The organism is Labrenzia sp. C1B70 (assembly GCF_000475395.1).
Classification (GTDB): domain Bacteria; phylum Pseudomonadota; class Alphaproteobacteria; order Rhizobiales; family Stappiaceae; genus Roseibium; species Roseibium algicola.
Genome location: NZ_AXCE01000034.1, coordinates 705,436 through 731,119, shown reverse-complemented (window position 1 = coordinate 731,119; position 25,684 = coordinate 705,436). Strand labels below are relative to the sequence as shown.

Below are 25,684 nucleotides of genomic sequence, written 5' to 3'. Positions count from 1 at the left end.
GGGCCGCAGACGGCGCTTACGCGTAAGTCGTGGATGCGGAAATCATTGATGCCGGCGGCTTTCAGGGCTGTGGACATGGTGCGGCGAAAGCCGGTGTAGGTGATTGGTTGGCGTTTGCCGCGGTTCGGGTGGCGCTGCATTTCGTAGCTCCAGACGGCTTTGCCGGGAGCCTTCTTTGCTTCCTGGGTGATGACGGTCATCTGTTCCCTGGTGACCGGAACCCAGACCCAGCCTTCACCCTTGATCCAGATCTGGATCCGGTAGCGTGGTTCGTCCAGGCGGTCTTTTGACATGCCGACGGCAGCATTGACGCGCAAGCCGCGGGACAGAAGGAACCAGACGAATGGGCCATAGTCTGGGCGCATTGCCTCCCAGAACCGGTCGGCTTCGTCGCCGACGAATTCCCGCACGCGTTCTTTGGGTTCCTTGAGCCGCATGCCAGCCCAATCGAAGGCGTCGAGATCGATCCGCACGTGCCAGACGCGTTTCGCGCGCTTCAGCACTTTGCGCATGATCTCGATGATCTGGCGGTTGACGGTTGCCGGCGCGACCAGGGACTTGTTCTTCTTGCCCTTGGTTTCACCCGCGCGTTTGCGGACGGCGATCGCGATGTCGTCAGTTGTGAGGGAGGTCAGGTGTCGATCGCTGCCAATCAGACGGCAGCAGTGTTTGATGGCGATCAGCTCGTCGACCTCGGAGGACTTACCCTTGATGAGTTCCTCATGATAGCGCAGGCACGCCTGGCCGAGGGTCATGTGGTCATTCGGGCCCTGGTCCCTTACGCGCCGTTTTTCCTTTTCTTCGAATTTTTGCGCGCGTCCTTTTGTCGTTTCTCCAGTTGAGCCATGAAATCGACGACGTGTCCCGTTGATCGTGAGGACGAAATCGAAGTGGTAATACGGCGAAGTGTAGACCCATTCGCCGCTTTCCGGGTCGCGTTTGCGCTTCCTGAAGACTGACATGTCGAGCTTCCTGTCATGGCCGCGGCAATGTCTTCTTTTGCATATGCGCGCCGCGATCCGCGAAGTCTGTAGAAAATCTGGCCATCATCACCCCAGCGTGTCAACGTCTTCGAATGCACCCCAAGAAACCGGGCGGCCGCAGCGTGACCGACTAACGGTCCGCCGGCCTCGGTAAAGAGGTCATCCAAAGACTGTTGAACGCTGGCGGGTAGGGGCTGCATCGGATTGCCGCTTAGCCTCGCGTCCGGATGCCGATGAAGGCTAGGCGCAGTTCCAGCTGCGCACGAGCTTCATCCAGCCCCCAAGGTTTGATGACTTCCTTGAAGGGGGCGGGCAGGTGCCATGTTTCCATGACGGCGCTTGCCTTCAGGAGATCGCGAACCTCGGTTGCTGTCACGGACTTGTCGAGGATCTGAAGGTACTTGAGCCTGGTGAACGTGACCTCGTCGTCTTCATCTTCAGGAAGGCCAGCAGCTGTGAAGATGGCCTCGGTCAGCTCGCCCTTCGCTTCGCGGATCGCGTCCATGAAAGCTTCGGTGAAATCGGTCTTTGCTGCGGCGAAGGCCAGAAAAGGCCAGGGCGGCTCGCAGGAAAACGCGACATGGAAATCAGACAGCAGCGCGTGCGCCTTGTAACCGTCCATTGCCCGGTCGTACATCAGGCAGCAATGCTGCGCAGCGCTGTAGTGGACGTGCGGTGTTGCACCGTTGAACCGGGGCATCTTTACAAGGGCTTCGACCAGGTCGGGCCAGAAGATATCCGTGGGCGTCAGGTTGGCGAGATCCACCGCGCGGCCGGATGCCATCAGCATCGGGTTTGCCATGCAGCGGGCGGAAACGGGGGTGGCATGCTGGGTCATCGTCCATCCTTGATATTCTGACAGGCCTGCACAGCCTGGCCGTGCAGCGTCATGGCGCGTTTCTTGATGGTTTCGGTCAGGCGGAGAATTTCCGCCTTGTTGTGCGGGCAGATCTCAAGGCAGGCCTTCAGATCCTTTTCACAGTCGACGATTGCGGCGATCAGGTCGCCGGAATCGGTCAGGAACCGTTCCGCCCTGTGAGCGGCCGGTGGCAGCAAACGTTTTGCATCGGCAACTTGCAGGGCGGACACCTGATGCATCAGCCTTCTCCAGATCCGGTAGCAGGTTCGGAGGCAGCGCCAGCACCCGGATCACGATCCGGGACAAGCATGCCGAGGGCGTGCATATAGAGATCAAGAACGGCCTCTTCCTCTTCGCGCTCGTGCGGCTGCTTCTTGCGCAGGGAAACGACCGTGCGCAGAATTTTCACGTCAAACCCGTTGCCCTTGGCTTCGGCGTAGACATCCTTGATGTCATCCGAGATGACTTTCTTCTCTTCTTCGAGCCGTTCGATACGCTCTACAAACGCGCGCAGCTGGTCGCCGGCAACGCCGCCTGGATCACTCATTCCGATCTCCTTGGTTTTGGGAAAGTCCTGCGAAACAGATTGAGGATTCAAAATCTGCTTGGCAGGACGGCGCACCTTTAGGTGATTTCCACCCGGTCAGGTTCGGGCGCCGTCCCTTGAAGGTGCAGCTTCATTCGGCTGCCCTTTCTGTTTGAGGGGCGGAACCAAAGGCTCGCCGATGGGGTGGCGCAGTCTGGATCTGTGTCCGGTTGATAAGGGGAAAGGGGCCGGCCGGAGCAGGGCTGCCAACACTCCGGCCGGGTCTGCCCGGATATGTCGCCGGGGAGGGCGCGGCGACATTGTTGTCTGCTGTGCAGGATTTCGGGCAGGGAAAAGTCGGCCATTGGCCGAAAATCAGGGAATCTGAAGACCGCGATCGGGGCTTGTTTGCGCCCTGGCGGTGCTGCATCCAGAAAACGGCGGCAATGCATAGGCCGGAAAGCCCTGTGGCAGCAAAGAGGGTGCCGTGGGCGATAAGATCAAGAACTTCGATGCTCATTCGGATCTCCAATTCCCGGTGGGTCGCATGCGTCCACCAGTTGCTGAGCAAGTTCACGGATGGGAGCGGGGCCGTACACCGACTGACCAGTGGCGGCCAAGGCATCGGCAATGGCTTTCAAGGCGGCGGGTTTGCCGTAGACAACTGCGTCCTCGGCCGAGCCGGGCAGGCGCAGGCACAAGGTTTCCACCTGCGCGCCATGCATGTAACGCTGCGAGCCATCCGGCTCTGTGATGGCCAGCGCGCGCGTCGGGCTTTTCGCGGAGTGATAGAATCGGATTTCTGCTTCCAGCCGTGAAATGCACTTCTGAAGGCTTTCGACGAGTGTGCCGACCATCCAGACTCGGTACTCCGGCGTTTCGTCTGTCGCCGTATGAAACCATTCCAGTCCGGTCTTCAGGACTTTCAGGCTCGACCAGGTGTTTTGAACGAAACTCATTTTTGCGGCTCCCGATTGCAAATTTTGAGGGAACGCTACCGCGCTGCCTCGATCTTTGGGAGCATGCAAAAGTGGCAGCAGTTGCTCTTTCAGAGTTTCCAACTTTCAAAAGCATGTTGAGGCACTTTTTTTAGAGGAGGCGTTCCGCTCAACCTCGACAAGATTACGCACCTATAATGCACGCAAATGCGTGCAAATCAACATATTGAACCTAAAAAAGTTGAATTTGGCGTACCCGCAACCGTAAAATTGCCGCGCAATTCGGGTTGAAACCGCTAGATTAGGTGCGAAATATGTTTGGTGAGGGTGTGATTTTGGCCGGGATTCGGTTTTCAGTTGTTGATTTGATGAGGGCGGGGGCGGCGTTAGAGGCAAAGATCAAATCGCTAGGCGTTAGCCAGATCGAGCTACATGACGAGGTGTCTACCTACGAGCAAAGCGTATCGCTCTCTGAGAAAGGTTACATCGGCGAGTACTTTCACCGAACGCTTAACACCTTGCCACCTTCGATGTTTCAAGGCGTCACATGCAGGTCTTCAGATGGCAAAGTTGTAGCCACCACCGCTATTCGTTGTGATGATATTTCAGGCTGGGACCTGGACAGGTACATCCGGGAGTTTTGGATGCGAGCGTACAGAACGAAAGACGGTGAACCTGTTCTGCTCTCGGACACCGCAGTTCCATTTGCAAAAGACGTCACCGGGTCCATTGCCTACATCGGCGATACGTTCGTGGCGCCTGACTTTCGTGAGAATAATTTGGCGGCCTATATCGTTAGACTGTGTTTGGTCATAGCCAATACCAAGTGGCGACCGGCGTACACTTACGGATGGATGGCTAGGCATCATGCCTTTGAGAAGGCGCTCTTCCTGAGGTGGGGGTACACCACCTGCTATCCAGGTGGCCTTATCTGGGAAAGACCGCCGGCGAACAAGGCATATGAAGATTTGTGCTTCCTGGGATGCACGCCTGCCGGAATTGCTCAGCTTTTGATGAGGCCTTTGGATATCGGCCTGGACTAGGCTTGAACGAGTAAACCCCGATAAACCATGCACCTTGTCCGTTTGTTATTGGTATCAGGGCGCGAACATAAGAAACAGGGAGTCGACCGACTAAGACCGTGTCGTCACACTCAATATGTTCAATGATTACAGATGTTTGGTTTATGCAGTCGCAGTATCCACCGGCAACAATTTGGCGGTACGTCTCGCTAAAAACAGACCGTGGGGACACGGGTGTTCTGGGCCAATCAAAGTTGAATTGCGCAGATGCCAGACTCTGACTGCCTCCCCACAAAATTTGTGGTGACAGCAGCCGTGACGGGTTCCCATCAAGCAGCACCAATTGTTCTGAATATTTCCCCATCTCTTCGCAGAGCAAAAAGTCGTTTCTAATGCACTCAGAAACAATGCTTTTAGCGGTTGGGTCGTTCGAGGAACTCAAGAATGAAAGATCAAGTCTCGTTACGCTATTGGTCATGACAGCAAGCTCCTTTGAAGCATTGCCGTCTGCAGAAAAGGGTCAGCGTGTTTCATAAACAGTTCAACGTCGTCACCCGTTAAGCGTTCAGGATGACTGTGCCCGAACAGATCGTGGCAAACAAAACAGCTTACAAAAACGGTCAAATTATAGTCGCTGCATTTACCGAGAAAGTTTTCAAGTTCCTCCTCTGGAGAGCGTAGCACGAGGTCTTTGTAAACCTCAGTTGCGAACGCCTCAATTTTCTTCCGTTCAAAGGAGTTACCCATTTCCAGCCCCGGTTGCACGGTCTTAAATTGATTGGATTAAGCATCTGATATGAATTGCCGTTCAGGCATTTAAGGGGCAAAGTTTCTTCTCTGTAAAGCTCAATTTCAAGTTGAATAGAAAAACATTAAAATGCAACCAAAGCGAAAGTGGAGAGTTGCAAAAAGGTCAGCTAAAAAATTCTGATTATGCGCCGCGATCTGACTTCGACAACTTCAGTGCGTAAATCTTCTTGACGAGTTGTGCACGTTTTTCAGGTGGGCCAAGGCGGCCTGCAATCGCAAATTCGAGTTCATACGCTTCCTCTAGGGATTCCTGGAGAAGCTCAATGTCTAACTCACGACCATTTGCTATCCGCGACAGTTCGTCGAACGCGGCTGTGCTGTGGTCAATTGTGAGAGTGGTCTCGTTTCCGGAGATCCATTCGCGCAGGTCTTCGATTGGTGTGTTGGTTTGTTCTGAGACGTGAGAGAGGTCCTCGACGCTCAGCTTTTCGCCTTCGGCCAGTTTAGCAATTGCCTCGCGTTTCTGATCAAACGACAGGTGCGAGAAAAGGTCCAAGAGCGTATCAATTCGCTTATTTCTTGGGAGCCCAGTCAGTACCCAGTTCATATCGACACCTACGACTTTACAGAGTGCAGCCAGAGTGTCGTTCTTGGGAAGTGTCTGCTTTATGAAAAAATGTGAAACGTAATTCACGCCGAGTTTTGCCGCCTCGGAAATCTTCCGAAAGCTTTTGCCGCTCAAAAGCAATGCGGCCGCAATTCTGTCGACTGGTGATGCGTTCATCCCAGATTTATAGAGTTGTTTTTCGTGTGCCGCACGCATCAAAAAGAGTTCGAACATATTGACCTGCACGCATAAGCGTGCATTATCCGGTCCATGGTACACGAGTTGCTCAAACCCATCGATCTTTTCCTCGCTCTCAAACGTGAGTGTGGCGAGCGCATGTCTGAAAGTCACTTCGGTCGCGTCGCTGCCAGAGACGGGCGGTTGTACGAGCGGCTGTCCAATGGCGGCGACATTGTTTCCAAAAAGGCTTTGGCGATCAGAGTTTTCATTCATGAGGAAACTCTCCGACTGATTCAGGAGCATGGATTGAGCGAAGTCGATCCGTGTTTGCTTGCTAAGTCTCTCCCGCGAACGCTAGGCGTGTCACCGCGTAAATCCCCCGAGGTTACGCAATGACGTTTCGCCCGACCACGGAACATGATCGTGCGGCAATCAAGGCTGCCTTCCGAAGGCTACTAAGAGACGCTGGTGGGCAATCGGAAGCTGCTGGTTCAACCCGTGTCGGGCAGCAGGCGCTGTCCAGATACGGTTCGCCCCATCATGAAACTGATCACGTTCCGGTGGACGTGTTGATGGACCTGACGATGGATGCGGACAACCCTGAAGTGGTCCGCACCTTGTGCAGGTTGGCCGGTGGTGTGTTTGTGCCGCTTCAGGCAGCGCGACCGGATGACGCCTGTTGGCCCCAACAATTGGGGGCGCTGGTGCGCAGTGGTGCAGAAGCTGCGGAATCCATCTGCAAGGCCTTAAGCGATGACGGCCGGGTCAGCCTGGAAGAGATCCAGGACCTTGATATTCGCGCGAAACTTTCCGCTGCCATTGAAGCGCTTGCCGTTCTTGACCGACACGCACAAGCGGTGGAGGGCAAGGAATGAGCATGGCCGCTTCACCTTCTGAGGACTGTCGCCAAGTGTATGCGGACAGTTCTCTCCATATCTTCAGTCGTTATGCCTGGATGATTGTCGACAAGGCCTTGTTCCTCCAGCTCGAAGAAAAGGTCTTCGATAAGGTCTGCGCGGGCATTTTCCAGATTGGTCTTGAGTTCCAGAAAGCCAATCACTTCATCAAAGAAGCGGTCGGCCTCGCGATCGGAAGCGAGGCACGTGTTCAACTGGAACTGCGCGACGGTTTCAGCAATGTAGGCGGCCTTGGGAATTGCCTCGTCGAGTTCCGAAATCAGTTCTACCGGATTCTTTGCTTTAACCGCCTGGCGCAAGAGGCTTTTGAACCGAGACCGCGCTTCCCGGTACGGCTGCATTTGTGCGTCAAGATCAGCTTTTTTCGTCAATCTTTTAGGTTGGTCTTCGGCTTCCTGGTCCGACAAACCCAGCATTTCCAGATTCACCCGAATTTCCTCATCTGGTTTGGCGAGAACCCTCAGCAACCGCATTGCAGGCTGTTCTTCCACTTCCTCAATCGGCTGGGGCGGTGCAGGCGGAATTTGCGCCATCGTCATCTCTCCGGACGGTGGCTGCACCGCAACGGCTTTCGGCTGTCTGTTTCTTTGGTGCAGCAAGCACCAGGCGAAGAACGCCAGCAAAGCAAGGATAATCCATTCCATCGGCACCCCCCTGGTTCACCAACTGCAAAAGTGTATCAAACCGGGTGCGCTCGCAAAAGTCGAGAGTGTTGCGTGATGACTGCATCCACCTTCCAAGCCGATGGCCCAGTAACGGCATTGGTTCCTGGCGCGCAACGGAACGCAACAGAGGTGCAACGCTGTGTCCTGCAGGTGTCAGGGAATGCGTTGGTCAAGCCAGCGGTGTGCTTCGGATGGGGCCAGACGTTCGCCGTTCATCACGGGAACCAGCCAGTCAACACGGGCGACTTCATAAACAGATTCGCGGCCGGTGAACGGGTCCATGGCAGAAAAGTAGCCTTTGCCTTTGCGCCGGAAGGCCCTGGAAACGATGACCTGCTCTTCGAGCTGGCGGCCATTTTCATGCCGGTAGCTGAAATGCAGGTCGAGGTGGCGCAATCCATCTGGCCGGAGGAGGCGGTAGAGCTTCCTTATAAACGCATAGCCGCCAACCACCGCTACGGCGAAGGCGAGCGCCGTAACAAGAACAATTTCCAACAATCCAAAGCCCCCAAGCTCAATGCATACATAAGAGCAAACTGCAGCGCGGGTGTCGAGAGGCTGGGACAGCAGGCAACGTGTTTGCGGGGCAGCCCGAGAGTTGAGGGCATGGCATGAACCTGTCCGCGCGCATTCTGCCTGACCTTCTGGCGCCAATGGCCAACCTGGTTCGCACGTTTGACCGGGTGATTGACCCGACCGCGATGGATTACCTCGCCAAGCGGCATCCGGATGGTGTCCGGGTCGTCGATATTGCTGGCCATCATGATCTTCTGTTCGTTGAGGCGCAGGACATTGTCGAGATTGCCTTGTGTTCCCGCCAGCTAAAAGCCCGGCGCGACCAGGACGGCGACATTCTGTTTGTCTGGCGCGCGGGCACGATGCCGCCGCTGTCTGGTCTGGAAAAGACACTGTTGCGCCAGGCGCAGCGTGACCTGGAGGCCGGACCCGATCGCATCTTTGTCGAAGGTGCCGCGATGGATCTGCGTGTCGGCCCGTCCGCTGTGCGCAAGGCGCTGGAATTTCTTGTTTCTGCAGACCTCTTGACCCGCGACGGCCGTGCCTACGCGCTGACGCCGCTCGGCCGCACCGAAGGAGACCCGGAATGAAAAGCATGACCGCCGAGCAAATCGTGCAGCTGGATCCGGCTGCTGTTGTCCTGTGGGTGTTCCATCCTGAGGGGCCGAAGGATGTTTATGAGCCGGCGTACGATGGCGAAGAGAAGATCGCTGCGCGCATGACAGTTCTGAAAGAGCTTGGTGCGGTGACGGCGGTTCAGACCCATCCGCATCTGTTTCCGGAAGAGCCGGAGGTGCTGTCGTGCTGACGTATCTCGACGGGCAGATCGAGCTGCACCTGGGGGATGCGCGCGACGTGGTTCCGAAGCTCGGAAGGCGTTTTCCTGTCGCCTGTTTCGACGCGCCTTACCGGTTGACGTCTGGTGGTTCGGCGCGCTCTTCGGAAAAGCACAAGGTCATGTCGGGCGGCTGGATGGCCGACTATGACAACTCCGGCCGGTTCATGGTCTGCGACATCACGTGGAACGAGATCATGCAGCTTGTCGTGAGCTGCCTGGCGGATGATGCGGACGTTTATGCCTTCTCCAACGACAAGAACCAATTTGAGGCGCAGCGCGAAGCGTTTGCCGCCGGGTTGAAGTTTCACAACATGCTGGCTTGGGACAAGAAGACCGCGACCGCAAACCGGTTCTACATGAAGAACCTTGAGTTCATTCTGTATCTCTACCGGGGCCGGGCGCGCAGGATCGCCAATTGTGGTGACAAACAGCTTGTGCCGTTTCCGCACCGCGACGTTACCGACCACCCGACCGAAAAGCCGGTTCCGCTGGTCGAGGCCTATATCCGCAATTCCGCCCGTCCGGGCGAATCCGTGATCGATCCATTCATGGGATCGGGGACTGCCGCAGTCGCCTGCGTGCGCACCGGCAATCCCTTTGTCGGGGTCGAGATCGACCCGAAGCATTTCGAGACCGCGCGGCGCCGTGTTGAGCGCGCCATAGATGGACATCAGTGCGACTTCGAAACCTTTCTGGAAAACAGAGGAGCACAGGCATGCTGATCGAAACGACAGCAGGAGAACTGCAGCTTGCTCGTTCTGCTGTGGTGCCAGCAGTTGATCGCCGAAACACCATTTCAGTTGCCGAAAGAGTCAAACCGGGGCTTGCACGGCTATCCAGCGAACGGTCACAAGACCTACGGCTTAACCTTCCCAATCAATTCAGCCAAGTTTGGTGGCCCGTCAAGAAGAGACGGAGCGTCAATTGGGCGAAACAGCTCTGTCAAAATCATCAATCGCTCAGCATCAGTGAGTTCCTGATCAGGGATCTCCTGCAAGCGCACAAAGGAAACCAACAATGCAAGCCGTTGGCGTGCATCATTTTCGAGCGCGAAATGGGACTGGCTCTGGCGACTCAAAATTCGAAGCAGCCAAGCAACGCCAAGAATCGGAATAAGCACTCCCTTGAGGCTCAGCAGAGCCATAAGCCAGTTTCCGTTGGCTCGTGCGACCAAAGAGAGGTCACTCAGATATTGCTGCCACCAGGAGGGGCAATAGGGAGAGCCGTCGCACCAATGATGAAATGTTGCGCGCAGCATTCCGGTTTGACTGAGGAAAAGCAGCACCAGTGCGAGAACAAGAACTATCGCGAATCCCCAAAAGCTGAAGTTTCGTCGGTTTTGGTGAAATGCTGCCTTTTCCTGCCAGTGCTGCGTAAGGCGTACCATGCCTTCGGCGGTGGCTTCGGCCCCCAAAGCAGCGTCGGTTTTTTGAAATGCACTTTTTGTGATTTTTTCTGCTTCGTCTTCTATTTCAATAGCTTGTACAGTTTTCCGTTGCGCTGCTTTGAAACGTTCAGTCGCTTGATCTTCTACGTACCTGCGATAGCTTTCCACGCCTTTTTCGAAAATTTGCCGAACAGGAAGCTGAAGGTTGTCAACAAAGCTTGGGATTTCATCTTTCAATTCTACCAAGAATGTTCCGACAAGATCGGCTTGGCTGAAGTTTTTTGCACCAAATGCCCTCAATTCTTCATGATTAATGATAGGTATTTCATCAAATCCAAAGAGTTTGTTATTCGCATTTCTAGACGGGTTTCGGTTAATATTCATAAGTACGCTGTATATGCTATTTATAATGCGCGCTGTCTCATAGATAGCCTTAAAAATTTCCAATGGATAATCTGTAGTGTGGTTCGAGACTATCTTGGTGGTTATGAAGTATTCTCTCTCTTTTACGGAAATAGTGCTATCAATACCAACGGATCGCGTAAACTCAAACCAATTTGCAAGTATACTGTCGCGCTGCGGGACAACCGATTGTTCGTTGGTCTCGATGAAATCGCCATTTGTGAAATAAATACTCTTTACTGCGCGGCTTTTAAAAAATGTCCCCATAATTCCCCCTGTTCATTCCGCGCGAACTTTTCTGATGTCTTCGAGCATCGGTTGTACGGCAAATTGGCTGTTTTCTACAACCTTCGCAAGCCGATGAGGCATTGCGCATGAAACGCTACACCGAAGCCGAGAAGGAACGCGTCAAGGCGAATAATCCGATCTCGAGCATCATCGGCTGGCACGTGACATGGGACAGGGCGAAGACGAACGCCAACGCTGGCGACTTCTGGGCTTGCTGCCCGTTCCACGCTGAGAACAGCCCGTCCTTCCACTGTGTTGACCGTGAACATCGATACAAATGCTTCGGTTGTGGCGCAACCGGCGATCAGTTCACGTTCCTGCAGAACGTTGAGGGGCTTTCCTTCGTTGAAGCCATGGAGCGGCTTGGTGGCAATGCTGAAGCGGAGCCGCTGAGCCCGGAAAAGATCGCCGAAGAAAAAGCGCGGGCAGAGGACAAGCGGAGAGAGCAGGAGGCTTTTGCCGAAGCCCGCCGCCAGGACGAAATCAAAAAGGCGTTCAAGCTTTGGGGCTATGGCGGGCGTGTTGGAGGCACTGAAGGTGTTGGTTACCTGAGGGGGCGGGGATTAGCGCCGCTGCCTTTCGTTCTGCCGCTGCGGTTTCATCCGCATTTCAAATATTGGCATTCGCGGCCTGTGCCGGGACAGAAACGGCAGGAGTTTTTCGTGCTGTTTTCCGGGCCGGCAATGCTGGCGCCGATCACCGGGCCGGATGGAGACTTTGCCGGTGTGCACATCACCTATTTCGACCCGCGCCGACCAGGACGGAAGATTGAGCTGGAAGACCCGTATGCGGACCCTCGCGACGATGGAAAGCCGTCTCTGATCGCGCCAAAGAAGATCCGCGGCTCGAAGCGCAACGCTTCTATCAAACTGTTGCAGCCTGAAGGCTTCACCCGGCTGGTTGTGGGCGAGGGATGGGAGACGACTGCGTCTGTCGCCCTGGCCGAATACGGAACCGATGTTTTCAGCCGAACGGCCTATTGGGTGTCGATCGATCTGCAGTCCATGGGCGGCAAGGCCATTGAGACGATCGCGCACCCGCACCTGAAGAACAGGGCTGGTCGGCCACTCAAGGTGCCGGGGCCTTTCCCGGATATGGATGACCCGAGGGCGCTGACCATTCCCGACCAGGTTGAGGAAGTGGTTCGTCTTGGTGATGGCGACAGTGACCGCTTTACCGCCGAACAGGTGATGGCGCGGGCGAACGCACGGTGGGCGAAACCGGGCCGCCGGCAGTTCGATGCCTGGGCACCTGAGGGGCAGGACTACAACGATATTTTGATGGGGGCGTCGTGACCGAGAAGAAAAAGACGACTGCCGCTGAAAAATCCAACAAGCACAGGCAGCTTCTTGATGAGCTGACGACGAAAAAGACGACGGAAACCGAGGCCGAGGGAGAACAGGGCCAAAGGGGGGAAACGCCTTCAGACGGTTCTGTTCCCGCTGGGAAAAGGGGGCTCGATCACATCCGCACGCTGATCGAGAACGCCAGCCAGCCCGGCACAACCGACGACGACGATGACGTTCTGACGGATCAGGACGATGATACGGATAATGACACCGGGTCGAACGCTCCTGTGCCGCAAGAATGGGGCTATTCCCTCGAAAAGATGAATGCGGAATGGTCGCTTGTCCTGATCGGCTCCAAGGTCGCGATGGTGCGCGAACAGCCGCATGCCAAGGAAGAAGACCGGGTTCGTGTTGTGCAGGTGGACTCCTTCCACCGGCTTTATAACAACAAGCCCACGCAGGTGATGGGGGCGGACGGCAAGATCAAGACTGTGTCCTGGTCGAAGCGATGGGAAGGCGAGCGCCACCGCCGGCAGTATGATGGCATCGAGTTCTTTCCGAACCCGGAAGGCAAGGCGGGAACGCGCGGGTACCTCAACCTTTGGCAGGGATTTTCCTATCGGCCAGATGCAAGGGCCGGATCATGGTCGGTGCTGAAGGACCACATGCTGACCAACATCTGCAACGAAGACACCGAGCTGTTCCGTTGGGTGTTTGCCTGGTTTGCCCATATGCTTCAGCGGCCGCGCGAACGGCCGGGCACTGCGCTTGTCATCCGTGGTTTGATGGGAACCGGCAAGTCGATCATGGGTGAAGTGATGGGCAGCCTGATTGCGCCTCATTTCTTCCAGGTGGATGATCCCCGGTACATTACCGGGCAGTTCAACGCTCACATGAGCGCGTGTCTGTTACTTCAGGCCGAAGAGGCTGTTTGGGCTGGCGACAAGGTGGCGGAAGGTCGTCTCAAGGGGTTGATCACCTCAAAAACGCAGATGATCGAGTCGAAAGGTGTTGACCCGTACCGGCTCGACAACTTCGTGCGGATCATGATGACCTCCAACGAGGATTGGGTTGTTCCGGCCGGCAAGGATGAACGCCGGTATTGCGTGTTGGACTGTGCGCCAAACGCCAAGGAAAACCACGGGTATTTCGGTGAAATGATGGCTGAGCTGGAGGAGGGCGGGCGCCAGGCGCTGCTGGCCGATCTGCTGGCTTTCGATCTGAATTCCGTCAACCTGCGCCAGATCCCGCGGACGGGCGCGCTGCTGCAACAAAAGCTGCGGTCACTGGACAGCGTTGATCAGTTCTTTTTCGAGCGGCTTTATGAGGGGACGCTGCTCAAGGCAGATGACAGCTGGCAACCAGGTGGCAGCATCATCAAGCAGATCCTCTACGAGGAATATCTCGCCTCGGCTGACAAGGTTGGGATCAAGCGGCGCGCAGACCTGAACCAGTTCGGCAAATCATTGTTGAAGCTTATTCCTGGGATTCCGGAGGCGCGGCCACGCGACGGTGGTACGCGGAAACGGGTCTATATCTTTCCAAGCCTGGAAGAGTGCCGGCGAAGTTTCGAAGAGGCTGTTGGGCAGGCTGTCGATTGGCCCGTAGAGATCGACTTGCCGCCCTTTCAAAGCGAGCTCTCCGCGTGGAGAGAGACAGGATGAGAGGGAGAAAACGGCTTTCCGGCAGCCTTGGTCCACCCTCTGTGTGGACCACCGGTCTCAGAGTGGACCGGGATTTGCCAATGAAATCAACGGTTGGTCCATATGGTCCACGTGGTCCATACAAAATCACGCCCCGCGCGCGCGTGAGGTCTGTTTGGCGATCTACCCCTTTGCACCTGCTCTCACCATGGCTGGTTTGCCTGGACCATCTGGACCATGGCGCTAAGTCATTGAAGAGCATTGAGAATGCCGGTCCATATAGTCTTTTATTTAACTGGACCACTATGGACCACATGGACCACTACTTGAAATCCTGCAAAACCGGGGCTTGGGCATGAAGAAACGCATCGATATCGAAAAGCTGCTGAAGTGGGCCTATTGCGAAGAGCTGCCGAAGGGGGCTCGTGACGGGGTTCAAAGCGCGGTGGCTGGCTCGAACTTCCTCGCCATCATTGAGCTGGGGCTGCTGGGCACCAGGGTCGATACCTCCGGCAGAGCACCTGACCGTCAATTCTCGCGATTTGATGAGGTCGTGCATCCCGATGCCATGAAGGTGCATGAGGCGGTCTGTTCTTTCAATTTTCTGGATCTCGATCTGCCGCCCGATTGGTGTCCGATGCCGGAACTGGCCGCCTTCGGCGAGCATGGGCGGAACGCAATCAATGGCGCTGTGAACAGTCTGACCGTCATGGATGGTCAGGGGCAGCGTTGGCTGCAGCGTCCAGTTGGTCAACTGGTGCAGACTTACGCGATCATGGGCGGCTGCCCGGATGGAAGTTGCGAAACGCCTGAGCTGCTGACTGTTTGCGGCGAGCACGGTGGCCCGGTCTGGTTTCGGTTGGTCAAGCACCGGTACTATGACGATGGCGGCACGCGGGTGACTGCGCAGGTTGAGCAGGATGATGGCTGGGACAAATACCGGAAGCGCCCGAAGCGTGGTGCGTATCAGAAGAGATATCTGCATCCCGATCCGCACGAGGCGTTGGTGAAGCGTGGCGAATATCAGCTTTGGCTGGCAGCCCTTGGTGAACTCGTTGAAATGCTTGGGAATAGTCTCACCGACTATGAGCCCGTGATGACCCCGAGGCCAGCAGAGCCGTGGAACGTTGTCGACACCGAGAAGCGGTTGAGAGGTCGCCCGATCCGTATTGCGCGAAAAATATCCTTGACTGCAACCTGACGCTTGACATACAAAAACCGCACTGAAAAAGGTTCACACCCCGCTGGCAACGCCCGCGGGGTTTTTTGTTGGGGGTGCCATGTGCGCGCTTGATCGTATCGACAGCTGTGCGCAGCTCTTCGGCAGTATCGATCAAACCCTGATCTGAGGTTCTGGCATGCTCGGTATGTATTGGTCTGATGTCACCGGCATCAGGGAGCTGGATCGTGCCATGTCCAAACTTTCGGGCCGGACGATCCGTTTGATTGGATCGCGGTCGTTGAACCGGGCGGGATCGCAGGGGCGGACCAGGACGGGCCGTGCGCTGGTGAAGCAAACCGGCCTGAAACTGCGAACCGTCCGGGCTGCCATGGTCCCGGTTCGGGCCTCGGCCTCGTCGCTCGTATACCGGATCAAGGCGCGGGGCGGGGATATCGCCCTCAAGCATTTCGACGCGAGGGAAACCCGCAGCGGTGTCAGCGCCAGGCCTTTCGGTCAGCGCAAGATCTTCAAAGGCACGTTCATCAGGGGCGGAAAGTTTCCGTCTCGTGTCGCTCTCAACATGGGCGGGCATGTCTATGCGCGTTCGGGTTCAGGACGCCTGCCGATCAAGAAGCAGAAGTCAGGCGTCATCTTGCCAAGGGAACTGGTGAAGGGCGCGAGTGCTGAAGCATGGCAGATAACTGTTGCCAAGGTCTTGCCGATGCGTGTCATCCATGAGGTGAAGCGCGAGACAGGCAAGGTCTTCAGCTGAAGGCTTTAGGGACCGTACACCGGGCCTCGCCCCGCCACGGGCGGGAAGCTCCCGAGATCTCGTCAGTCTGACGCTAAATTCAAAGCCTAAAATTAAAGTTGAGGGCTAAACTTCTAAAGTTGAGAACTTGAGGGGATCTGGGCGGTGGACGCACCTATGCCGGAAACCCTGTCCAAAGGAGAGTTTGCGCAACTGATCCGCGTCACTCCGGGCCGGGTTTCGCAATACATCAGCGAAGGCAAGCTTTCCGGTGAGGCGTTGGACGGCGAGGGCCGCCGCGCCAAGATCCGGGTTCAGCCTGCCTTGGCGCAGCTTCGCATGAAGCTGGATATCGGCCAGATGATGGGCAACGGTCTCGGCACGCGCCTCCAGCAACCGCCAGCCGATCCGCTGCATCCGGCTGGAAGGGAGCTGCCTTTCCAACCAGGTCCGGCGCAGCGATCTCCTGCTGCCTGGCCTACGCCAGAAGACACAGGCCCGACAGTTGAGGATCAGCTCAAGCAGGAAAAGCTCCTGCAGGCGCGCATTACCAGCCGGAAGGCTACAGAGGAAGAAGAGAAGCGGAAGGGCCGGTTCACTGAGACAGCCGCGGTAAAGGCTGAAATGAACCAGATGGCCGGCAAGCTTCTCGACATATTTGAGGGCAGCCTGCCGGACTTCGCAAATGCTGTTGCGGGCAAGTTCAAGGTGCCTTCAAGGGACGTTCTTCACCTCCTGCGGGGGGAGTTCCGAGAGATCCGCGCGAAGGCCGCGAAGGCTGCTCGCAATGAGGCGGATGAAGAACCCGAAACGATCAAGTCGGAAATCGAGACCAGCGAAGAAGAATGACCTGCCTCACAGTCGACACAGCGAACCCGCGCCGCTTGTCGCTTGAGGCCCTGTCTGAAGTTTTGAACCCGCCGCCGCCTGTCGATTATCTGGATTACGCCGAGAACAAGGTCAGCTTTTCCGAGCGTGAAAGCCCCTTCAAGGGCAACTACAACCGGAACCTGTTCGGATATTTTGACGAGATCTTGCGCGCGCTTTCGCCCGACGATCCTTGCCGGATCGTGACGCTGGCAAAAAGCGCGCAGCTTGGCGGCACTGTGCTCGCCAACATCTTCACCTGCGGCTCCATTGAAATGGACCCGGTTGATTTCCTCTATGTCCATCCGACTGAGGGGAACGCGAAGCGCTGGTCGAAGATGAAGCTGTCGCCGATGCTGAAGAACTCGGCATCGTTGAAGGCGCTGTTTCCGCAGTCGTCTCGCGATGGCAGCGACTCCGTTCTTTACAAGGAGCGGGTGGATGGTCGAGGAGCTATCCAGATCTCCGGTGCGAACTCGCCGGCATCGCTCAGCCAGGTGACGATGAAGCGCCAGGTGCAGGACGATCTGGCGAAATGGGAAACCAATACAGCCGGTGATCCGGAGGCGCAGGCCGACAGCCGCAGCCAGGCGCACGAATTCGCCAAGATCTTCAAGATCTCGACGCCGCTTGTGATGCCGGGATGCCGCATCACGCGCAACTTTGAAGATGGAAGTCAGGAGCTTCCTTACGTCCCGTGTCCGCATTGCGGTCACATGCAGGTTCTCAGATGGGAAAACATGCTTGCCCATCTGGATGAAGAGCACCCGGAGAATGCTTGTTTCTATTGCGAAGCGCCCGATTGCGGCGCCGCAATTGAGGAGCATCACCGGTCTGAGTTGAACAAGCGCCTGGAATGGCGCGCTCAGAACCCGAAGGCGAAGCGTCAGCATCGCTCTTTCTGGATCTGGTCTGCCTATTCGGTGTTGCAAACCTTTGAGCGGATCGCCCGCGCATGGTTGAAGGCCAAGGGAGATCCGGCAAGCGAGCAGACGTTTATGAACGACGTCGTCGGCCTAGCGTTTCAGACGCAAGGTGAAGCACCGCCGTGGGAAGGCCTGCGCGACCGCGGGGCGGTCTCTGACTATGCCCGTGGGCGCATTCCTCCGGGAGCTGTGATCCTCACGATCGGCATCGATTGTCAGGACGATCGAGTGGAATGGCAGGTCGTCGGATGGGGCCGAAACAAGAACCGGTTCGTGATCCAGTATGGCGTTTTTCCGGGGCATATCTCGGAAGAGAGCTGTCAGGAAAAACTAAATGTCCTGGTGAAACAGACCTGGCCGAATGCCTATGGCCGGAAAATCTCTGCTGATCGGATTGCCATCGACGGCAACGCCTACACCGAAGATGTTTGGGAATGGGTGAAGAAACACCCGGCCAGCGTCGTGATGATGGTTCGCGGCAACAATTCCGACAGCGCTCCGATGCTTCTGCCGGTCAAGAAGGAACGGCACAAGAAGACAGGCAAGCTCCTGAAGTGGTCGAAACGCTTCTATTCCTTCAATGCATCGGTAATGAAAATGGCGCTTTACAGGAATTGCCGCAAAGAAGATCCGCTGGCAGCCGGTTACATCGCGTTCCCGACCGGGTTGGACGATGAATATTACCGGCAGGTGACGGCCGAGCGTCGTGTCTCGAAGAAAAACAAGGATGGTTTTGACGTCTACAATTGGGAAAAAGACCCAAAGCAGGCGAACGAAGCCCTCGACACCATGAACCAGGCAGAGGCGGCGGCGCTTCGGTTTGGTGTTCGCGACATGCCCGAATTGCTTTGGGACAAATACGAGGCTGAACGGGAAACGTTCCCGAAAGAGGCGCAAGGCGATTTCGAGGATCTCCTGAGCCAGCCGGCACCGGAGCCCGCACCGGAAACCGAACCAGAAACCAACCCTGAACCTGAGAAGGCATCGCGCAGCAAATGGCGAAAACGAACGGGCTGATTGACGTGCATGGCCGTCCGCTGCGCGCGCGTTCCGATTTTCGGCCGCAGAGCCGCTATCTCCGGGACACCCGTTCCGGTGTCATTGCCTCGCGCATGGTTTCTCTGGTCGAGAGCCGGGACGATATCCGTCAATCGTGGCAACGCGCCGCGGCACTCGCGCTGGACCTTATCAAGAATTCCGGCCGGCTCCGCGGTGCTGCTGACCAGGTGATTGCCGACACGGTCGGAAGCGGGCTCAAGATGACGCCAACGCCCGACTTCTCAGGTTTGGGCTGGAGCGACGATGAGATCAAGGAATGGCGTCGCCTCGTCAAGCGTCGTTGGAACCGGTACCGGAAGAACCGGAAAGAGGTGGATTTCCGGGGCAAGTTCAGCTTGTCGCAGCTCGTCGACGTCGCCCTTCGCTGGGATATGGCATACGGCGAAGTTACCGGTCTTCTTGAGTACATGCCTCGCGCAGTCCGTCGCCGCTACGGGATCACAACCGGCACGAAACTTTGTCTGACACCGCCCCATCGTCTCGTTCAGGATACAAACGAGGTTGAGGGGCTCTATCAGGGCGTCTACCAGGACGAAAACGGCAGGCCTGTCGGCTATCTCTTTGAGGAGCGCGAGGCCGGGATTTCCGTCAAACGCAAGTATGATGCGTATGATCGCTCCGGGCGGGACATCGTCCTTCACGTCTTCAATCCGATGGACGCGACGGATGTTCGGGGGATCTCGGTTCTTGCATCTGCGTTCCGCAAGCATATCCAGCACGAGTTGCTGGACGATGCCACACTCCAGACCGCGATCTTGCAGACCGTTTTTGCGGCAACGCTCACGAGCGAAAAGCCGACCATGGAAGCCTTCGAGGCGCTTGAGGTCCTGAAATCGGAAAATGTCGAGGGCGCTTCTGACTACGCTAACGACTATGTCGACTACCTGAAGGGCAGTCTGGAAGCTGCGGCCGAGTCCGAGATCCGTATTGGCGGCGACCCGCAGGTTTCGCACCTGGCTCCAGGCGAGAAGCTCGATTTCAAGGCGGCCGGCACTCCGGGAAACCAGTATCTGCCGTTTTCGAATGCTTTGTCGCGCGACACAGCCCGCGCCATCGGTATTTCCTATGGCGCGCTTACCATGGATCATACCAACGCGACCTATTCGTCCGTACGGATGGAAAATTCATCCATCTGGCCGGTGGTCAAGCGGCGGCGCGATCATTGTGCAGTACCGGTTGAGCGTACCGTTTATGAAGCGTGGCTCGACGAGGAGATCGGAGAAGGGCGCATTCCCTTCAAAGGCGGGTATCGCGCGTTCCTTGCAAACCGTGAAGCCATCCTGCAGGCGTCCTGGGAAGGTCCGCCAAAGCCGACTGCCGACGATGTGAAGAGTGCTAAGGCCTCCAGCGAGCGGCTGAACAACGGCACAAGCTCTATCGAGATCGAGGCTGCGGATCTGGGGCTTGATCCGGACGATCTCTTCGAACAGCGGCTCGAAACACATCGCCGCTATTTAGAGGCCGGCATGGTTTCGCCCTACGCACCTAAAGAGCCAGCAGCGCGCATTCCGGTTGAAGAGTCCGACGATCCGAAGGAGGAAGAGGTTTGAGTATTTCCTCGATCATCCAGATCGGCGGTGAAGATGTCGACATCAACGCACCTTGCGACGTTGTTACGGCGTTGAAGAAGCGCCTGATCGCTGTCGCGAGCGGGTCTTCAGAATTGATCATCCGCATGGGTGGTGAAGAGGTCACCTTCAGCAAGGCCAACGTCACGCAGCTCAAAAGCCTGATTGCCGACTACGAAGGGCAATGCGCTCGCCCGAACGGGCAGGGGCGGCAGGGCCGTTCTCGCAGACTTCGTTTCATCTAAATCAAGGAAAGACCGATGGCGGTTTATGTGAACGGCGAACTCGTTCTTTACGGGTTCGTTGGGGAAAGTCTTTGGCGTGAAGGTTTCACGTCGAGCGAGGTGCTGCAGGCGCTTGCGGAGCACGGCACCGACAACGACCTGACCGTATTGCTGAACTCCGGTGGCGGATACGCCTTCGAAGGCATCGCGATCTACAACGCCTTGAAGGCGCACAACGGCACCGTGACCGTCAAGATCGACGCGATCGCCGCCTCGGCCGCCTCGGTCATTGCGCTCGCTGGCGACAGCATCGTCATGCGTGCAGGTTCCGAGCTGATGATCCACGATCCGTCCGGGTCGACCTACGGAACCGCCAGCGACCACGACAAAACCTCCGCAGCGCTCAACAAGCTCGCCGAGCAGATGTCGTCGCTCTACAGCGCTCGCAGCGGAAAGGATCTGGCAGAGGTTCGTCAGATCATGAAGGACGAAACCTGGTTCACCGCCGAAGAGGCGGTCGAGGCCGGGTTTGCCGACGAAGCCGAAGAGGCCAAGGCCAAGCAGGCAACCGCCTTCGATTATCGCGTTTATGCCAACGCACCGGCGCGTCTTGTCGCCCTTTCCGTCGAGAAGGGGTGGACCTTCGAACGCGAGATCAACCGAATTGCGGCGTCCGCCGCACCAACCAGCCAAGAGGAGACTAGCATGGCTGAAACAACCGAGGCGGGCGGCAAATCCGTCGATGTCGCAAAGGTGACTGCCGATGCGACCGCCGCTGCCCAGACGCGCATCAAGGCCATTCTTGGCTCTGATGAAGCAAAAGGTCGCGAGGCTCAGGCGCAGCACCTTGCGTTTAGCACCGACATGACCGCCGAAGACGCGGTCGCAATTCTCGCTGCAGGCGTCGCCGCACAGCCGACGAGTGAAGCAGAAGAAGAGGCGAACCCGGCCGCCTATGAAGCCGAGCGACTTCGTGCCTCCGGCCAGGCTCTACCCTCCGATGGCCCGAAGCCTGCACAGGCGAAACTCAACCGCGCAGGCATCTTTGCCTCCCGCGCTCAGCAGATGAAAGGTGCATAAGCCATGGAGAACAAGACCATGGGGCCGCGCAATCTGGCCTTTGTGCTGTCCGAAGCATCGGGCAAGCGGTCCGTCGACGCCGTGACTATCGCTTCCGGGGAAGGTGTTCTTGAGCCCGGTTCCGTCCTCGGCAAAGTCACCGCTTCGGAGAAATATGTTTTCTCGCCGAACGCCCAGGTCGCTGGCAAGGAAGGGGCAGAGGTTGCAACGGCGATCCTTGGATATCGTGTCGACGCAACCGACGCGGACCAGAAAGTCGTCGCCTACACCGCCGACACAGAGGTCAAGAAGCCGATGCTTCTTTTCCATGCCTCCGTTGACGATGACGCCAAAACTGCAACCAAGCTCGACCAGCTGCGCGCTGTCGGCATCAAGGCACGCTAAGGAGGACCCTGCATGCCGACACTCGATATTTTCAATGACGATGCATTCAGCGTTCAGAACCTCACGGCAACCGTCAACGAACAGCCTTACCGTCCTGGACAGATCTCTTCCTCTGGTATGTTCGAAGAGAACAGCGTCAATACGACCATTATCTCTGTTGAGAACCAGAAGGGGCAGCTGAGCCTTGTGGAGCCGACCGAGCGCGGTGGTCCGGGTGAGACGACTGGCGACGGCAGTCGCGGTCTGGTCCCGTTTTCGGTTCCTCACTATGAGCGCGATGACGCGGTCAAGGCAGATGAAGTTCAGGGCGTCCGTGCATTCGGTTCCGAAACCGAAGTCGAGCAAGTCATGGACCGGGTCCGGTCGAAGACCGATCGTCATCTGCGCGATCTCGACATGACGCTGGAACATCAGCGCGCCGGCGCGATCAAGGGCATCGTGGTCACCAAATCCGGCGTGGTCCTCGAAAATCTCTACTCGCGGTTCGGGATTGCCGTACCGGCTGCCGTCAGTCTGGATCTGGACAACGAAGCCGCCAAGGTCGACGAGATCCTTGAAACGGACGTTGCCTGGTCCATCGAAGACTCTCTCGACGATTACTATACCGGTTTCCATGTCTGGACCGGCCGCGAGTTCCACCTGAAGGTCTGGAACCACAAGCGTATCCGCGAAACGTTTCTGAATACTGTCGGCGCTGACCAGCTTCGCCAGGCCATTCCGGACAGGTACCAGATCGGCAAATTCACCTTTGAACGTTATCGGAACGGCAGCAGGGCCAAAGCCGATAACGGTGGCGTTGGCTACATCGCGGAGAACGAGGGCCGTGTAACGCCGATGGGTGTTTCCGGGCTTTTCATCAGCCGTTTCGCGCCGGCCGATTACATTGAGACGGTGAACACACCGGGCCTGCCGCGCTACGCAAAAGTCTGGGTGCCGCAGAACGGCAAGAAGGCAGAAATCGAGGTCCAGACAAACGTGATCTCGCTTTGCACCCGGCCTGGAGCGCTCCGGCGCCTGACGGTCTAAGCCGCCCGGATCTGACCTGCGAAAAACCCCGGAGCATTGCCCCGGGGTTTCTTTTGATCTCCGAAGGCATTCAGCCTTTCGACATCAAAAGGAGACGTGAAATGGCTTCCAAAACGACCATGAAAATCCAGTTCCCCCTCGGCGGCATCATCCCGAAGGACGTTCTCAATTCTGCGAAGGACCGGGTTTGCGAGCCCGGTGAGGTGGTCACTGTTCCGATTGCCTACGGCGAGCACCTTGTCAGCGACCGGTTCGCAGAAAAAGCAACTTCGACCACCAAGCAGGTCCAAAGCTCGGAGGGGACAGACAAGAAGAAGGCCGAACTCGCCGGGCTCGAAAAGGCCGTCGCGGCGGCGAAGGAAGCTATTGAGAAAGCGGAAAGTGACGAGGCCAAAGCGACTGCTCAGGCGGCCTTGGATGGTGCAGAAAGCGCCCTTGCTGACGCCAAATTCTGACAACGAGGCGCATGAAACATGTCGCAGTTCGATCAATACAAGCGCCGTCTTCACTCAAGTGTGGACGGCATGTTTGCAGAACGCGTCAGGATCGTTGCCTGGAAGGATGGCCGGGAAGATCCGGAGCGGCCGGCACGCGAGATCGTTGCCCCATTGGTTGAAGAGGATCGCGAGAACCAGTCTCTGTCTGGTGACCGGTCGGGCCAGTTCAGCGGCAATGTTCGGACAGGCGGTGCGGTTTTGAAGCCGGATCCAGCGGTCTATCCAGACCTCGATGTTCGGCAGGGTGACGAAGTCATTGCATTGGAGCGACCAGGCGAACCGCGTTGGCGCGTTTCTTCCGTCGATCCGAACGGCCATGGCCGTCTGATTATCAATCTTGGGGACAGCTGATGAGCCTTGTGCGGATTGCATTGAGAATGTTGGCGGTGAAGGCCCTCAAGGACCGCACCGTCGCCGGTGACAACGTGCTCGACAGCGAGATCGGCATTCTCGGCGAGGATGAAAAGGGCTTGCACATCAAACCCAAAAAGGGCCGCTTCATCGCGGTCTACACTGATGATGCGGAAGCCAAGCCTGACGAGCAGCGCGCGTTCCACGAGAACGGTCTTGTGAACCTCTGCCTCGAATACGGTGTCACCGACGCCATGCAAGAAGAGGTTGATGATCCGGATCGTCCGGGAAGTAAGATGAAGGTCATTTTCCCGACCATCCCTCACGCCAGCCGATTGCATGATTTCTACCTGGACATTCTGGGGCGGCAAATTCGGTCTGGTCTGTCAGATGGGCAGAACGAAGCTGCGGAAGTGTTGCGCGGCTTGATCCGCCGCGTCGTCAAAGTCACCTGTGAGCGCGCAGGTAGCGATCGGACGGGCGAGCGGGTGGCAGCGCAGAAGCTGACGTTTACGGTCGACGCCCTGCAAGATCCGCAGTTCCTTGACGACATCCCCGCCGGTGCTCCGTTTGCGAAGTTCCTTGCAATTCTGGCCTCTGGCGATGTCGATGATCAGAAGCTTGGAGCGCTGATCCTCGATCAGATCCCGGCGTCCCCTGAGGATCTTGAAGAGGCGCGCGAGCGGATCGGGCTGACCTTGGCCGAGCTCGGTTCGCTTGGCTTCGAATACGTCCCGAATGCGGATGAGGACAGCGAAATCACCAATGTGACGATTGATGTCACGGGCAGGCAGCCGGTCGAGGTTGGAGCATGATTGAGTTTCTGACAGGGCAGCGCATCGATATCGAGATGCTGAAAACCCGGTTCGGGCAGATGATCCGGATCGGACCTATTGAAGAAATCAACTCTGCCAAGGGTTACCGGATCAAGCTTGGCGATGGAGATGACGGTCCATTCCTGTCACCCTGGTTGCCACACCCGGAAAGCGGCGGCCAAACGTCATCCTGGATACCTCTATCGAAGGGGCAAGTTGTCGGCGTACTCAGCCCGAACGGCGACATTCGGCAGGGGGTGTTGCTTCGAGGTGGGTTTACCGACAGCAATCCTGCGCCGAGCTCCGATTTGATGGCAAATGTCCTAAAGGGATTGGGGGCTACGGTCACATTGAAAGACGGAACTTTGACCGTCGATTGTGGCTTGGTGAAATTCATCGCAGACGTCGAAATCGAAGGAAACTTGCTGGTCAAAGGCAAGGTCGATTTTGCAGCCGGGCACGTCAAACATAACGGCACCAACATCGGCGACGATCATGTCCACTCCGGGGTCATCCCCGGCGGAGCGGACACCGAAGGACCGCATTAGGAGAAATCCATGTCGAAGAAGACTTATTACGTCGCTGACGGTGTCAGCGCGATCAGCGCCGCTCGCATTCCCGCAAGCCGCAAACTGCGTCTGACCGAGGGAGAGGCGATGCATGACGTTTCGCTCGGGCGGCTCCTGACGACCAAGCCGATAGCTACGGCAGGCAGTGCCGAGTCCGTGGAAGGCGAAGAATAAGCCATGTCCGGTTTTGACCGCGTGACGATGCTCCCGCTCGACAATCTCACGCACACGCTTCAGAGCGTGGAAGTGATCCTGTCAACGGGTATCGGATCGCGCGTGATGCGCCGGCAGTTCGGTGGCGGGGTGGCGGAACTGCTCGGCCGGGCGGTCAAGCCGTCACTGATGGCGATCGTTCAGCAAGTGATCGGAACAGCCATCGATCTCTGGGAGCCCCGTCTGCATGTGCGCCGGGTTTCTTTCAGCGGTTCGGCTGACGCAGTGCGTCGCGGCACAGTCGGTATCGTCATTGAGGCGGACTATCGGCCTCGCGGTCATCTTGGTGACTTCACTATCGAGCGCAATCTTTCCTTTTCCGTGCGTTTTGCAGGCGGCTCCGCCTCGGCCTCGGTCATCTGAGGGTAAACCGTGATCGATC

At 57.1% G+C, this 25,684-nt stretch carries 31 protein-coding genes; 22 read left to right on the top strand and 9 right to left on the bottom strand.

Annotated features, from left to right (window positions below; translation table 11 throughout):
* The 5 genes from Q666_RS57940 to Q666_RS57915 form a co-directional block, all read right to left on the bottom strand.
* On the bottom strand, positions 1–962 hold a 962-nt coding region (locus Q666_RS57940), incomplete at its 3' end, for a tyrosine-type recombinase/integrase (RefSeq protein ID WP_022998894.1).
* A gap of 232 nt (positions 963–1,194) precedes the next feature.
* Positions 1,195–1,821 carry a hypothetical protein gene (locus Q666_RS57935; protein ID WP_022998893.1) on the bottom strand — a complete coding sequence of 209 codons (627 nt, stop codon included), beginning with the start codon at positions 1,819–1,821 and terminating at the stop codon, positions 1,195–1,197.
* Positions 1,818–2,081: a hypothetical protein gene (locus Q666_RS57930; protein ID WP_022998892.1), complete on the bottom strand. Its 264-nt coding sequence runs from the start codon at positions 2,079–2,081 to the stop codon at positions 1,818–1,820. The genes Q666_RS57935 and Q666_RS57930 overlap by 4 nt, the downstream gene beginning before the upstream one ends.
* Positions 2,081–2,389, bottom strand: a complete 309-nt coding sequence (locus tag Q666_RS57925) for a DUF2312 domain-containing protein (RefSeq protein ID WP_031268618.1) — start codon at positions 2,387–2,389, stop codon at positions 2,081–2,083. Before Q666_RS57925 ends, Q666_RS57930 begins: the two co-directional genes overlap by 1 nt.
* 479 nt (positions 2,390–2,868) lie before the next feature.
* Positions 2,869–3,327 (bottom strand): hypothetical protein, encoded by a 459-nt coding sequence (locus Q666_RS57915; protein ID WP_022998889.1) that lies wholly within the window; start codon positions 3,325–3,327, stop codon positions 2,869–2,871.
* Between the two features lie 293 nt (positions 3,328–3,620).
* On the opposite strand from Q666_RS57915, the gene Q666_RS57910 reads away from it, so the two are divergent.
* Positions 3,621–4,349 (top strand): hypothetical protein, encoded by a 729-nt coding sequence (locus tag Q666_RS57910; protein WP_022998888.1) that lies wholly within the window; start codon positions 3,621–3,623, stop codon positions 4,347–4,349.
* A gap of 910 nt (positions 4,350–5,259) precedes the next feature.
* Here Q666_RS57910 and Q666_RS57900 read toward each other — a convergent pair.
* Positions 5,260–6,138: a helix-turn-helix transcriptional regulator gene (locus Q666_RS57900; RefSeq protein WP_152533434.1), complete on the bottom strand. Its 879-nt coding sequence runs from the start codon at positions 6,136–6,138 to the stop codon at positions 5,260–5,262.
* Positions 6,139–6,257: 119 nt separating this feature from the next.
* Here Q666_RS57900 and Q666_RS66075 point away from each other — a divergent pair, with 119 nt between their 5' ends.
* Positions 6,258–6,740 carry a phage regulatory CII family protein gene (locus Q666_RS66075; protein ID WP_031268617.1) on the top strand — a complete coding sequence of 161 codons (483 nt, stop codon included), beginning with the start codon at positions 6,258–6,260 and terminating at the stop codon, positions 6,738–6,740.
* 11 nt (positions 6,741–6,751) lie between these two features.
* Here the strand turns inward: Q666_RS66075 and Q666_RS57890 are convergent, their stop codons facing one another.
* Both Q666_RS57890 and Q666_RS57885 read right to left on the bottom strand, forming a co-directional pair.
* Positions 6,752–7,432 (bottom strand): hypothetical protein, encoded by a 681-nt coding sequence (locus Q666_RS57890; RefSeq protein ID WP_152533433.1) that lies wholly within the window; start codon positions 7,430–7,432, stop codon positions 6,752–6,754.
* A gap of 168 nt (positions 7,433–7,600) precedes the next feature.
* A complete protein-coding gene (locus Q666_RS57885; protein WP_022998883.1) occupies positions 7,601–7,945 on the bottom strand; it encodes a hypothetical protein in 345 nt (114 codons plus the stop codon).
* Positions 7,946–8,058: 113 nt separating this feature from the next.
* On the opposite strand from Q666_RS57885, the gene Q666_RS57880 reads away from it, so the two are divergent.
* Genes Q666_RS57880 through Q666_RS57870 form a run of 3 tightly spaced genes read left to right on the top strand, consistent with a single transcriptional unit; the run spans position 8,059 to position 9,523 of the window.
* Positions 8,059–8,553 (top strand): hypothetical protein, encoded by a 495-nt coding sequence (locus tag Q666_RS57880; RefSeq protein ID WP_022998882.1) that lies wholly within the window; start codon positions 8,059–8,061, stop codon positions 8,551–8,553.
* Entirely contained in the window at positions 8,550–8,771 is a 222-nt protein-coding gene (locus Q666_RS57875; protein WP_022998881.1) for a hypothetical protein, read from the top strand. The genes Q666_RS57880 and Q666_RS57875 overlap by 4 nt, the downstream gene beginning before the upstream one ends.
* On the top strand, positions 8,765–9,523 hold the full coding sequence (locus tag Q666_RS57870) for a DNA methyltransferase (RefSeq protein WP_022998880.1): 759 nt from the start codon (positions 8,765–8,767) through the stop codon (positions 9,521–9,523). Before Q666_RS57875 ends, Q666_RS57870 begins: the two co-directional genes overlap by 7 nt.
* Before the next feature lie 134 nt (positions 9,524–9,657).
* Here Q666_RS57870 and Q666_RS57865 read toward each other — a convergent pair whose 3' ends face one another.
* On the bottom strand, positions 9,658–10,857 hold the full coding sequence (locus Q666_RS57865; RefSeq protein WP_022998879.1) for a hypothetical protein: 1,200 nt from the start codon (positions 10,855–10,857) through the stop codon (positions 9,658–9,660).
* Positions 10,858–10,964: 107 nt separating this feature from the next.
* Between Q666_RS57865 and Q666_RS57860 the strand changes: the two genes are divergently transcribed.
* From Q666_RS57860 to Q666_RS57780, 17 genes are all read left to right on the top strand, one after another.
* The gene (locus tag Q666_RS57860) at positions 10,965–12,173 is read left to right on the top strand and encodes a CHC2 zinc finger domain-containing protein (RefSeq protein WP_022998878.1); all 1,209 of its coding nucleotides are present in this window, start codon (positions 10,965–10,967) and stop codon (positions 12,171–12,173) included.
* Complete coding sequence (locus Q666_RS57855) at positions 12,170–13,831, top strand: primase-helicase family protein (protein WP_022998877.1); 1,662 nt, start codon at positions 12,170–12,172, stop codon at positions 13,829–13,831. The genes Q666_RS57860 and Q666_RS57855 overlap by 4 nt, the downstream gene beginning before the upstream one ends.
* A gap of 334 nt (positions 13,832–14,165) precedes the next feature.
* Positions 14,166–15,011 carry a hypothetical protein gene (locus Q666_RS57850; RefSeq protein WP_022998876.1) on the top strand — a complete coding sequence of 282 codons (846 nt, stop codon included), beginning with the start codon at positions 14,166–14,168 and terminating at the stop codon, positions 15,009–15,011.
* A 157-nt stretch (positions 15,012–15,168) separates the two neighbouring features.
* Positions 15,169–15,744: a hypothetical protein gene (locus tag Q666_RS57845; protein ID WP_031268614.1), complete on the top strand. Its 576-nt coding sequence runs from the start codon at positions 15,169–15,171 to the stop codon at positions 15,742–15,744.
* 144 nt (positions 15,745–15,888) lie between these two features.
* Entirely contained in the window at positions 15,889–16,572 is a 684-nt protein-coding gene (locus Q666_RS57840) for a hypothetical protein (RefSeq protein WP_208993808.1), read from the top strand.
* Positions 16,569–18,533: a terminase gpA endonuclease subunit gene (locus tag Q666_RS57835; RefSeq protein WP_022998873.1), complete on the top strand. Its 1,965-nt coding sequence runs from the start codon at positions 16,569–16,571 to the stop codon at positions 18,531–18,533. Before Q666_RS57840 ends, Q666_RS57835 begins: the two co-directional genes overlap by 4 nt.
* Positions 18,512–20,125 (top strand): phage portal protein, encoded by a 1,614-nt coding sequence (locus Q666_RS57830; RefSeq protein WP_022998872.1) that lies wholly within the window; start codon positions 18,512–18,514, stop codon positions 20,123–20,125. The genes Q666_RS57835 and Q666_RS57830 overlap by 22 nt, the downstream gene beginning before the upstream one ends.
* Positions 20,122–20,388 carry a hypothetical protein gene (locus Q666_RS57825; protein WP_022998871.1) on the top strand — a complete coding sequence of 89 codons (267 nt, stop codon included), beginning with the start codon at positions 20,122–20,124 and terminating at the stop codon, positions 20,386–20,388. Before Q666_RS57830 ends, Q666_RS57825 begins: the two co-directional genes overlap by 4 nt.
* 15 nt (positions 20,389–20,403) lie before the next feature.
* Entirely contained in the window at positions 20,404–21,447 is a 1,044-nt protein-coding gene (locus Q666_RS57820) for a head maturation protease, ClpP-related (RefSeq protein WP_022998870.1), read from the top strand.
* A gap of 3 nt (positions 21,448–21,450) precedes the next feature.
* A complete protein-coding gene (locus Q666_RS57815) occupies positions 21,451–21,831 on the top strand; it encodes a head decoration protein (RefSeq protein ID WP_022998869.1) in 381 nt (126 codons plus the stop codon).
* A gap of 12 nt (positions 21,832–21,843) precedes the next feature.
* A complete protein-coding gene (locus Q666_RS57810) occupies positions 21,844–22,857 on the top strand; it encodes a major capsid protein (protein ID WP_022998868.1) in 1,014 nt (337 codons plus the stop codon).
* A gap of 101 nt (positions 22,858–22,958) precedes the next feature.
* Positions 22,959–23,312 (top strand): hypothetical protein, encoded by a 354-nt coding sequence (locus tag Q666_RS57805; protein WP_152533432.1) that lies wholly within the window; start codon positions 22,959–22,961, stop codon positions 23,310–23,312.
* Positions 23,313–23,330: 18 nt separating this feature from the next.
* Positions 23,331–23,705, top strand: coding sequence for a hypothetical protein (locus Q666_RS57800; protein WP_022998866.1), 375 nt, complete (start codon positions 23,331–23,333; stop codon positions 23,703–23,705).
* On the top strand, positions 23,639–24,520 hold the full coding sequence (locus Q666_RS57795) for a hypothetical protein (RefSeq protein WP_152533431.1): 882 nt from the start codon (positions 23,639–23,641) through the stop codon (positions 24,518–24,520). Before Q666_RS57800 ends, Q666_RS57795 begins: the two co-directional genes overlap by 67 nt.
* The gene (locus tag Q666_RS57790; protein ID WP_022998864.1) at positions 24,517–25,068 is read left to right on the top strand and encodes a phage baseplate assembly protein V; all 552 of its coding nucleotides are present in this window, start codon (positions 24,517–24,519) and stop codon (positions 25,066–25,068) included. Before Q666_RS57795 ends, Q666_RS57790 begins: the two co-directional genes overlap by 4 nt.
* A gap of 9 nt (positions 25,069–25,077) precedes the next feature.
* The gene (locus tag Q666_RS57785; protein ID WP_022998863.1) at positions 25,078–25,263 is read left to right on the top strand and encodes a hypothetical protein; all 186 of its coding nucleotides are present in this window, start codon (positions 25,078–25,080) and stop codon (positions 25,261–25,263) included.
* Between the two features lie 3 nt (positions 25,264–25,266).
* Entirely contained in the window at positions 25,267–25,665 is a 399-nt protein-coding gene (locus Q666_RS57780; RefSeq protein ID WP_031268609.1) for a GPW/gp25 family protein, read from the top strand.
* Positions 25,666–25,684 lie beyond the last annotated feature (19 nt).

Excerpts from the sequence above, each read along its gene's own strand:
- Q666_RS57935 (WP_022998893.1), bottom strand. The coding sequence starts at position 1,821 with ATGACCCAGCATGCCACCCCCGTTTCCGCCCGCTGCATGGCAAACCCG.
- Q666_RS57930 (WP_022998892.1), bottom strand. The coding sequence starts at position 2,081 with ATGCATCAGGTGTCCGCCCTGCAAGTTGCCGATGCAAAACGTTTGCTG.
- Q666_RS57925 (WP_031268618.1), bottom strand. The coding sequence starts at position 2,389 with ATGAGTGATCCAGGCGGCGTTGCCGGCGACCAGCTGCGCGCGTTTGTA.
- Q666_RS57915 (WP_022998889.1), bottom strand. The coding sequence starts at position 3,327 with ATGAGTTTCGTTCAAAACACCTGGTCGAGCCTGAAAGTCCTGAAGACC.
- Q666_RS57910 (WP_022998888.1), top strand. The coding sequence starts at position 3,621 with ATGTTTGGTGAGGGTGTGATTTTGGCCGGGATTCGGTTTTCAGTTGTT.
- Q666_RS57900 (WP_152533434.1), bottom strand. The coding sequence starts at position 6,138 with ATGAATGAAAACTCTGATCGCCAAAGCCTTTTTGGAAACAATGTCGCC.
- Q666_RS66075 (WP_031268617.1), top strand. The coding sequence starts at position 6,258 with ATGACGTTTCGCCCGACCACGGAACATGATCGTGCGGCAATCAAGGCT.
- Q666_RS57880 (WP_022998882.1), top strand. The coding sequence starts at position 8,059 with ATGAACCTGTCCGCGCGCATTCTGCCTGACCTTCTGGCGCCAATGGCC.
- Q666_RS57875 (WP_022998881.1), top strand. The coding sequence starts at position 8,550 with ATGAAAAGCATGACCGCCGAGCAAATCGTGCAGCTGGATCCGGCTGCT.
- Q666_RS57865 (WP_022998879.1), bottom strand. The coding sequence starts at position 10,857 with ATGGGGACATTTTTTAAAAGCCGCGCAGTAAAGAGTATTTATTTCACA.
- Q666_RS57860 (WP_022998878.1), top strand. The coding sequence starts at position 10,965 with ATGAAACGCTACACCGAAGCCGAGAAGGAACGCGTCAAGGCGAATAAT.
- Q666_RS57850 (WP_022998876.1), top strand. The coding sequence starts at position 14,166 with ATGAAGAAACGCATCGATATCGAAAAGCTGCTGAAGTGGGCCTATTGC.
- Q666_RS57845 (WP_031268614.1), top strand. The coding sequence starts at position 15,169 with ATGCTCGGTATGTATTGGTCTGATGTCACCGGCATCAGGGAGCTGGAT.
- Q666_RS57835 (WP_022998873.1), top strand. The coding sequence starts at position 16,569 with ATGACCTGCCTCACAGTCGACACAGCGAACCCGCGCCGCTTGTCGCTT.
- Q666_RS57830 (WP_022998872.1), top strand. The coding sequence starts at position 18,512 with ATGGCGAAAACGAACGGGCTGATTGACGTGCATGGCCGTCCGCTGCGC.
- Q666_RS57820 (WP_022998870.1), top strand. The coding sequence starts at position 20,404 with ATGGCGGTTTATGTGAACGGCGAACTCGTTCTTTACGGGTTCGTTGGG.
- Q666_RS57815 (WP_022998869.1), top strand. The coding sequence starts at position 21,451 with ATGGAGAACAAGACCATGGGGCCGCGCAATCTGGCCTTTGTGCTGTCC.
- Q666_RS57810 (WP_022998868.1), top strand. The coding sequence starts at position 21,844 with ATGCCGACACTCGATATTTTCAATGACGATGCATTCAGCGTTCAGAAC.
- Q666_RS57805 (WP_152533432.1), top strand. The coding sequence starts at position 22,959 with ATGGCTTCCAAAACGACCATGAAAATCCAGTTCCCCCTCGGCGGCATC.
- Q666_RS57800 (WP_022998866.1), top strand. The coding sequence starts at position 23,331 with ATGTCGCAGTTCGATCAATACAAGCGCCGTCTTCACTCAAGTGTGGAC.
- Q666_RS57790 (WP_022998864.1), top strand. The coding sequence starts at position 24,517 with ATGATTGAGTTTCTGACAGGGCAGCGCATCGATATCGAGATGCTGAAA.
- Q666_RS57785 (WP_022998863.1), top strand. The coding sequence starts at position 25,078 with ATGTCGAAGAAGACTTATTACGTCGCTGACGGTGTCAGCGCGATCAGC.
- Q666_RS57780 (WP_031268609.1), top strand. The coding sequence starts at position 25,267 with ATGTCCGGTTTTGACCGCGTGACGATGCTCCCGCTCGACAATCTCACG.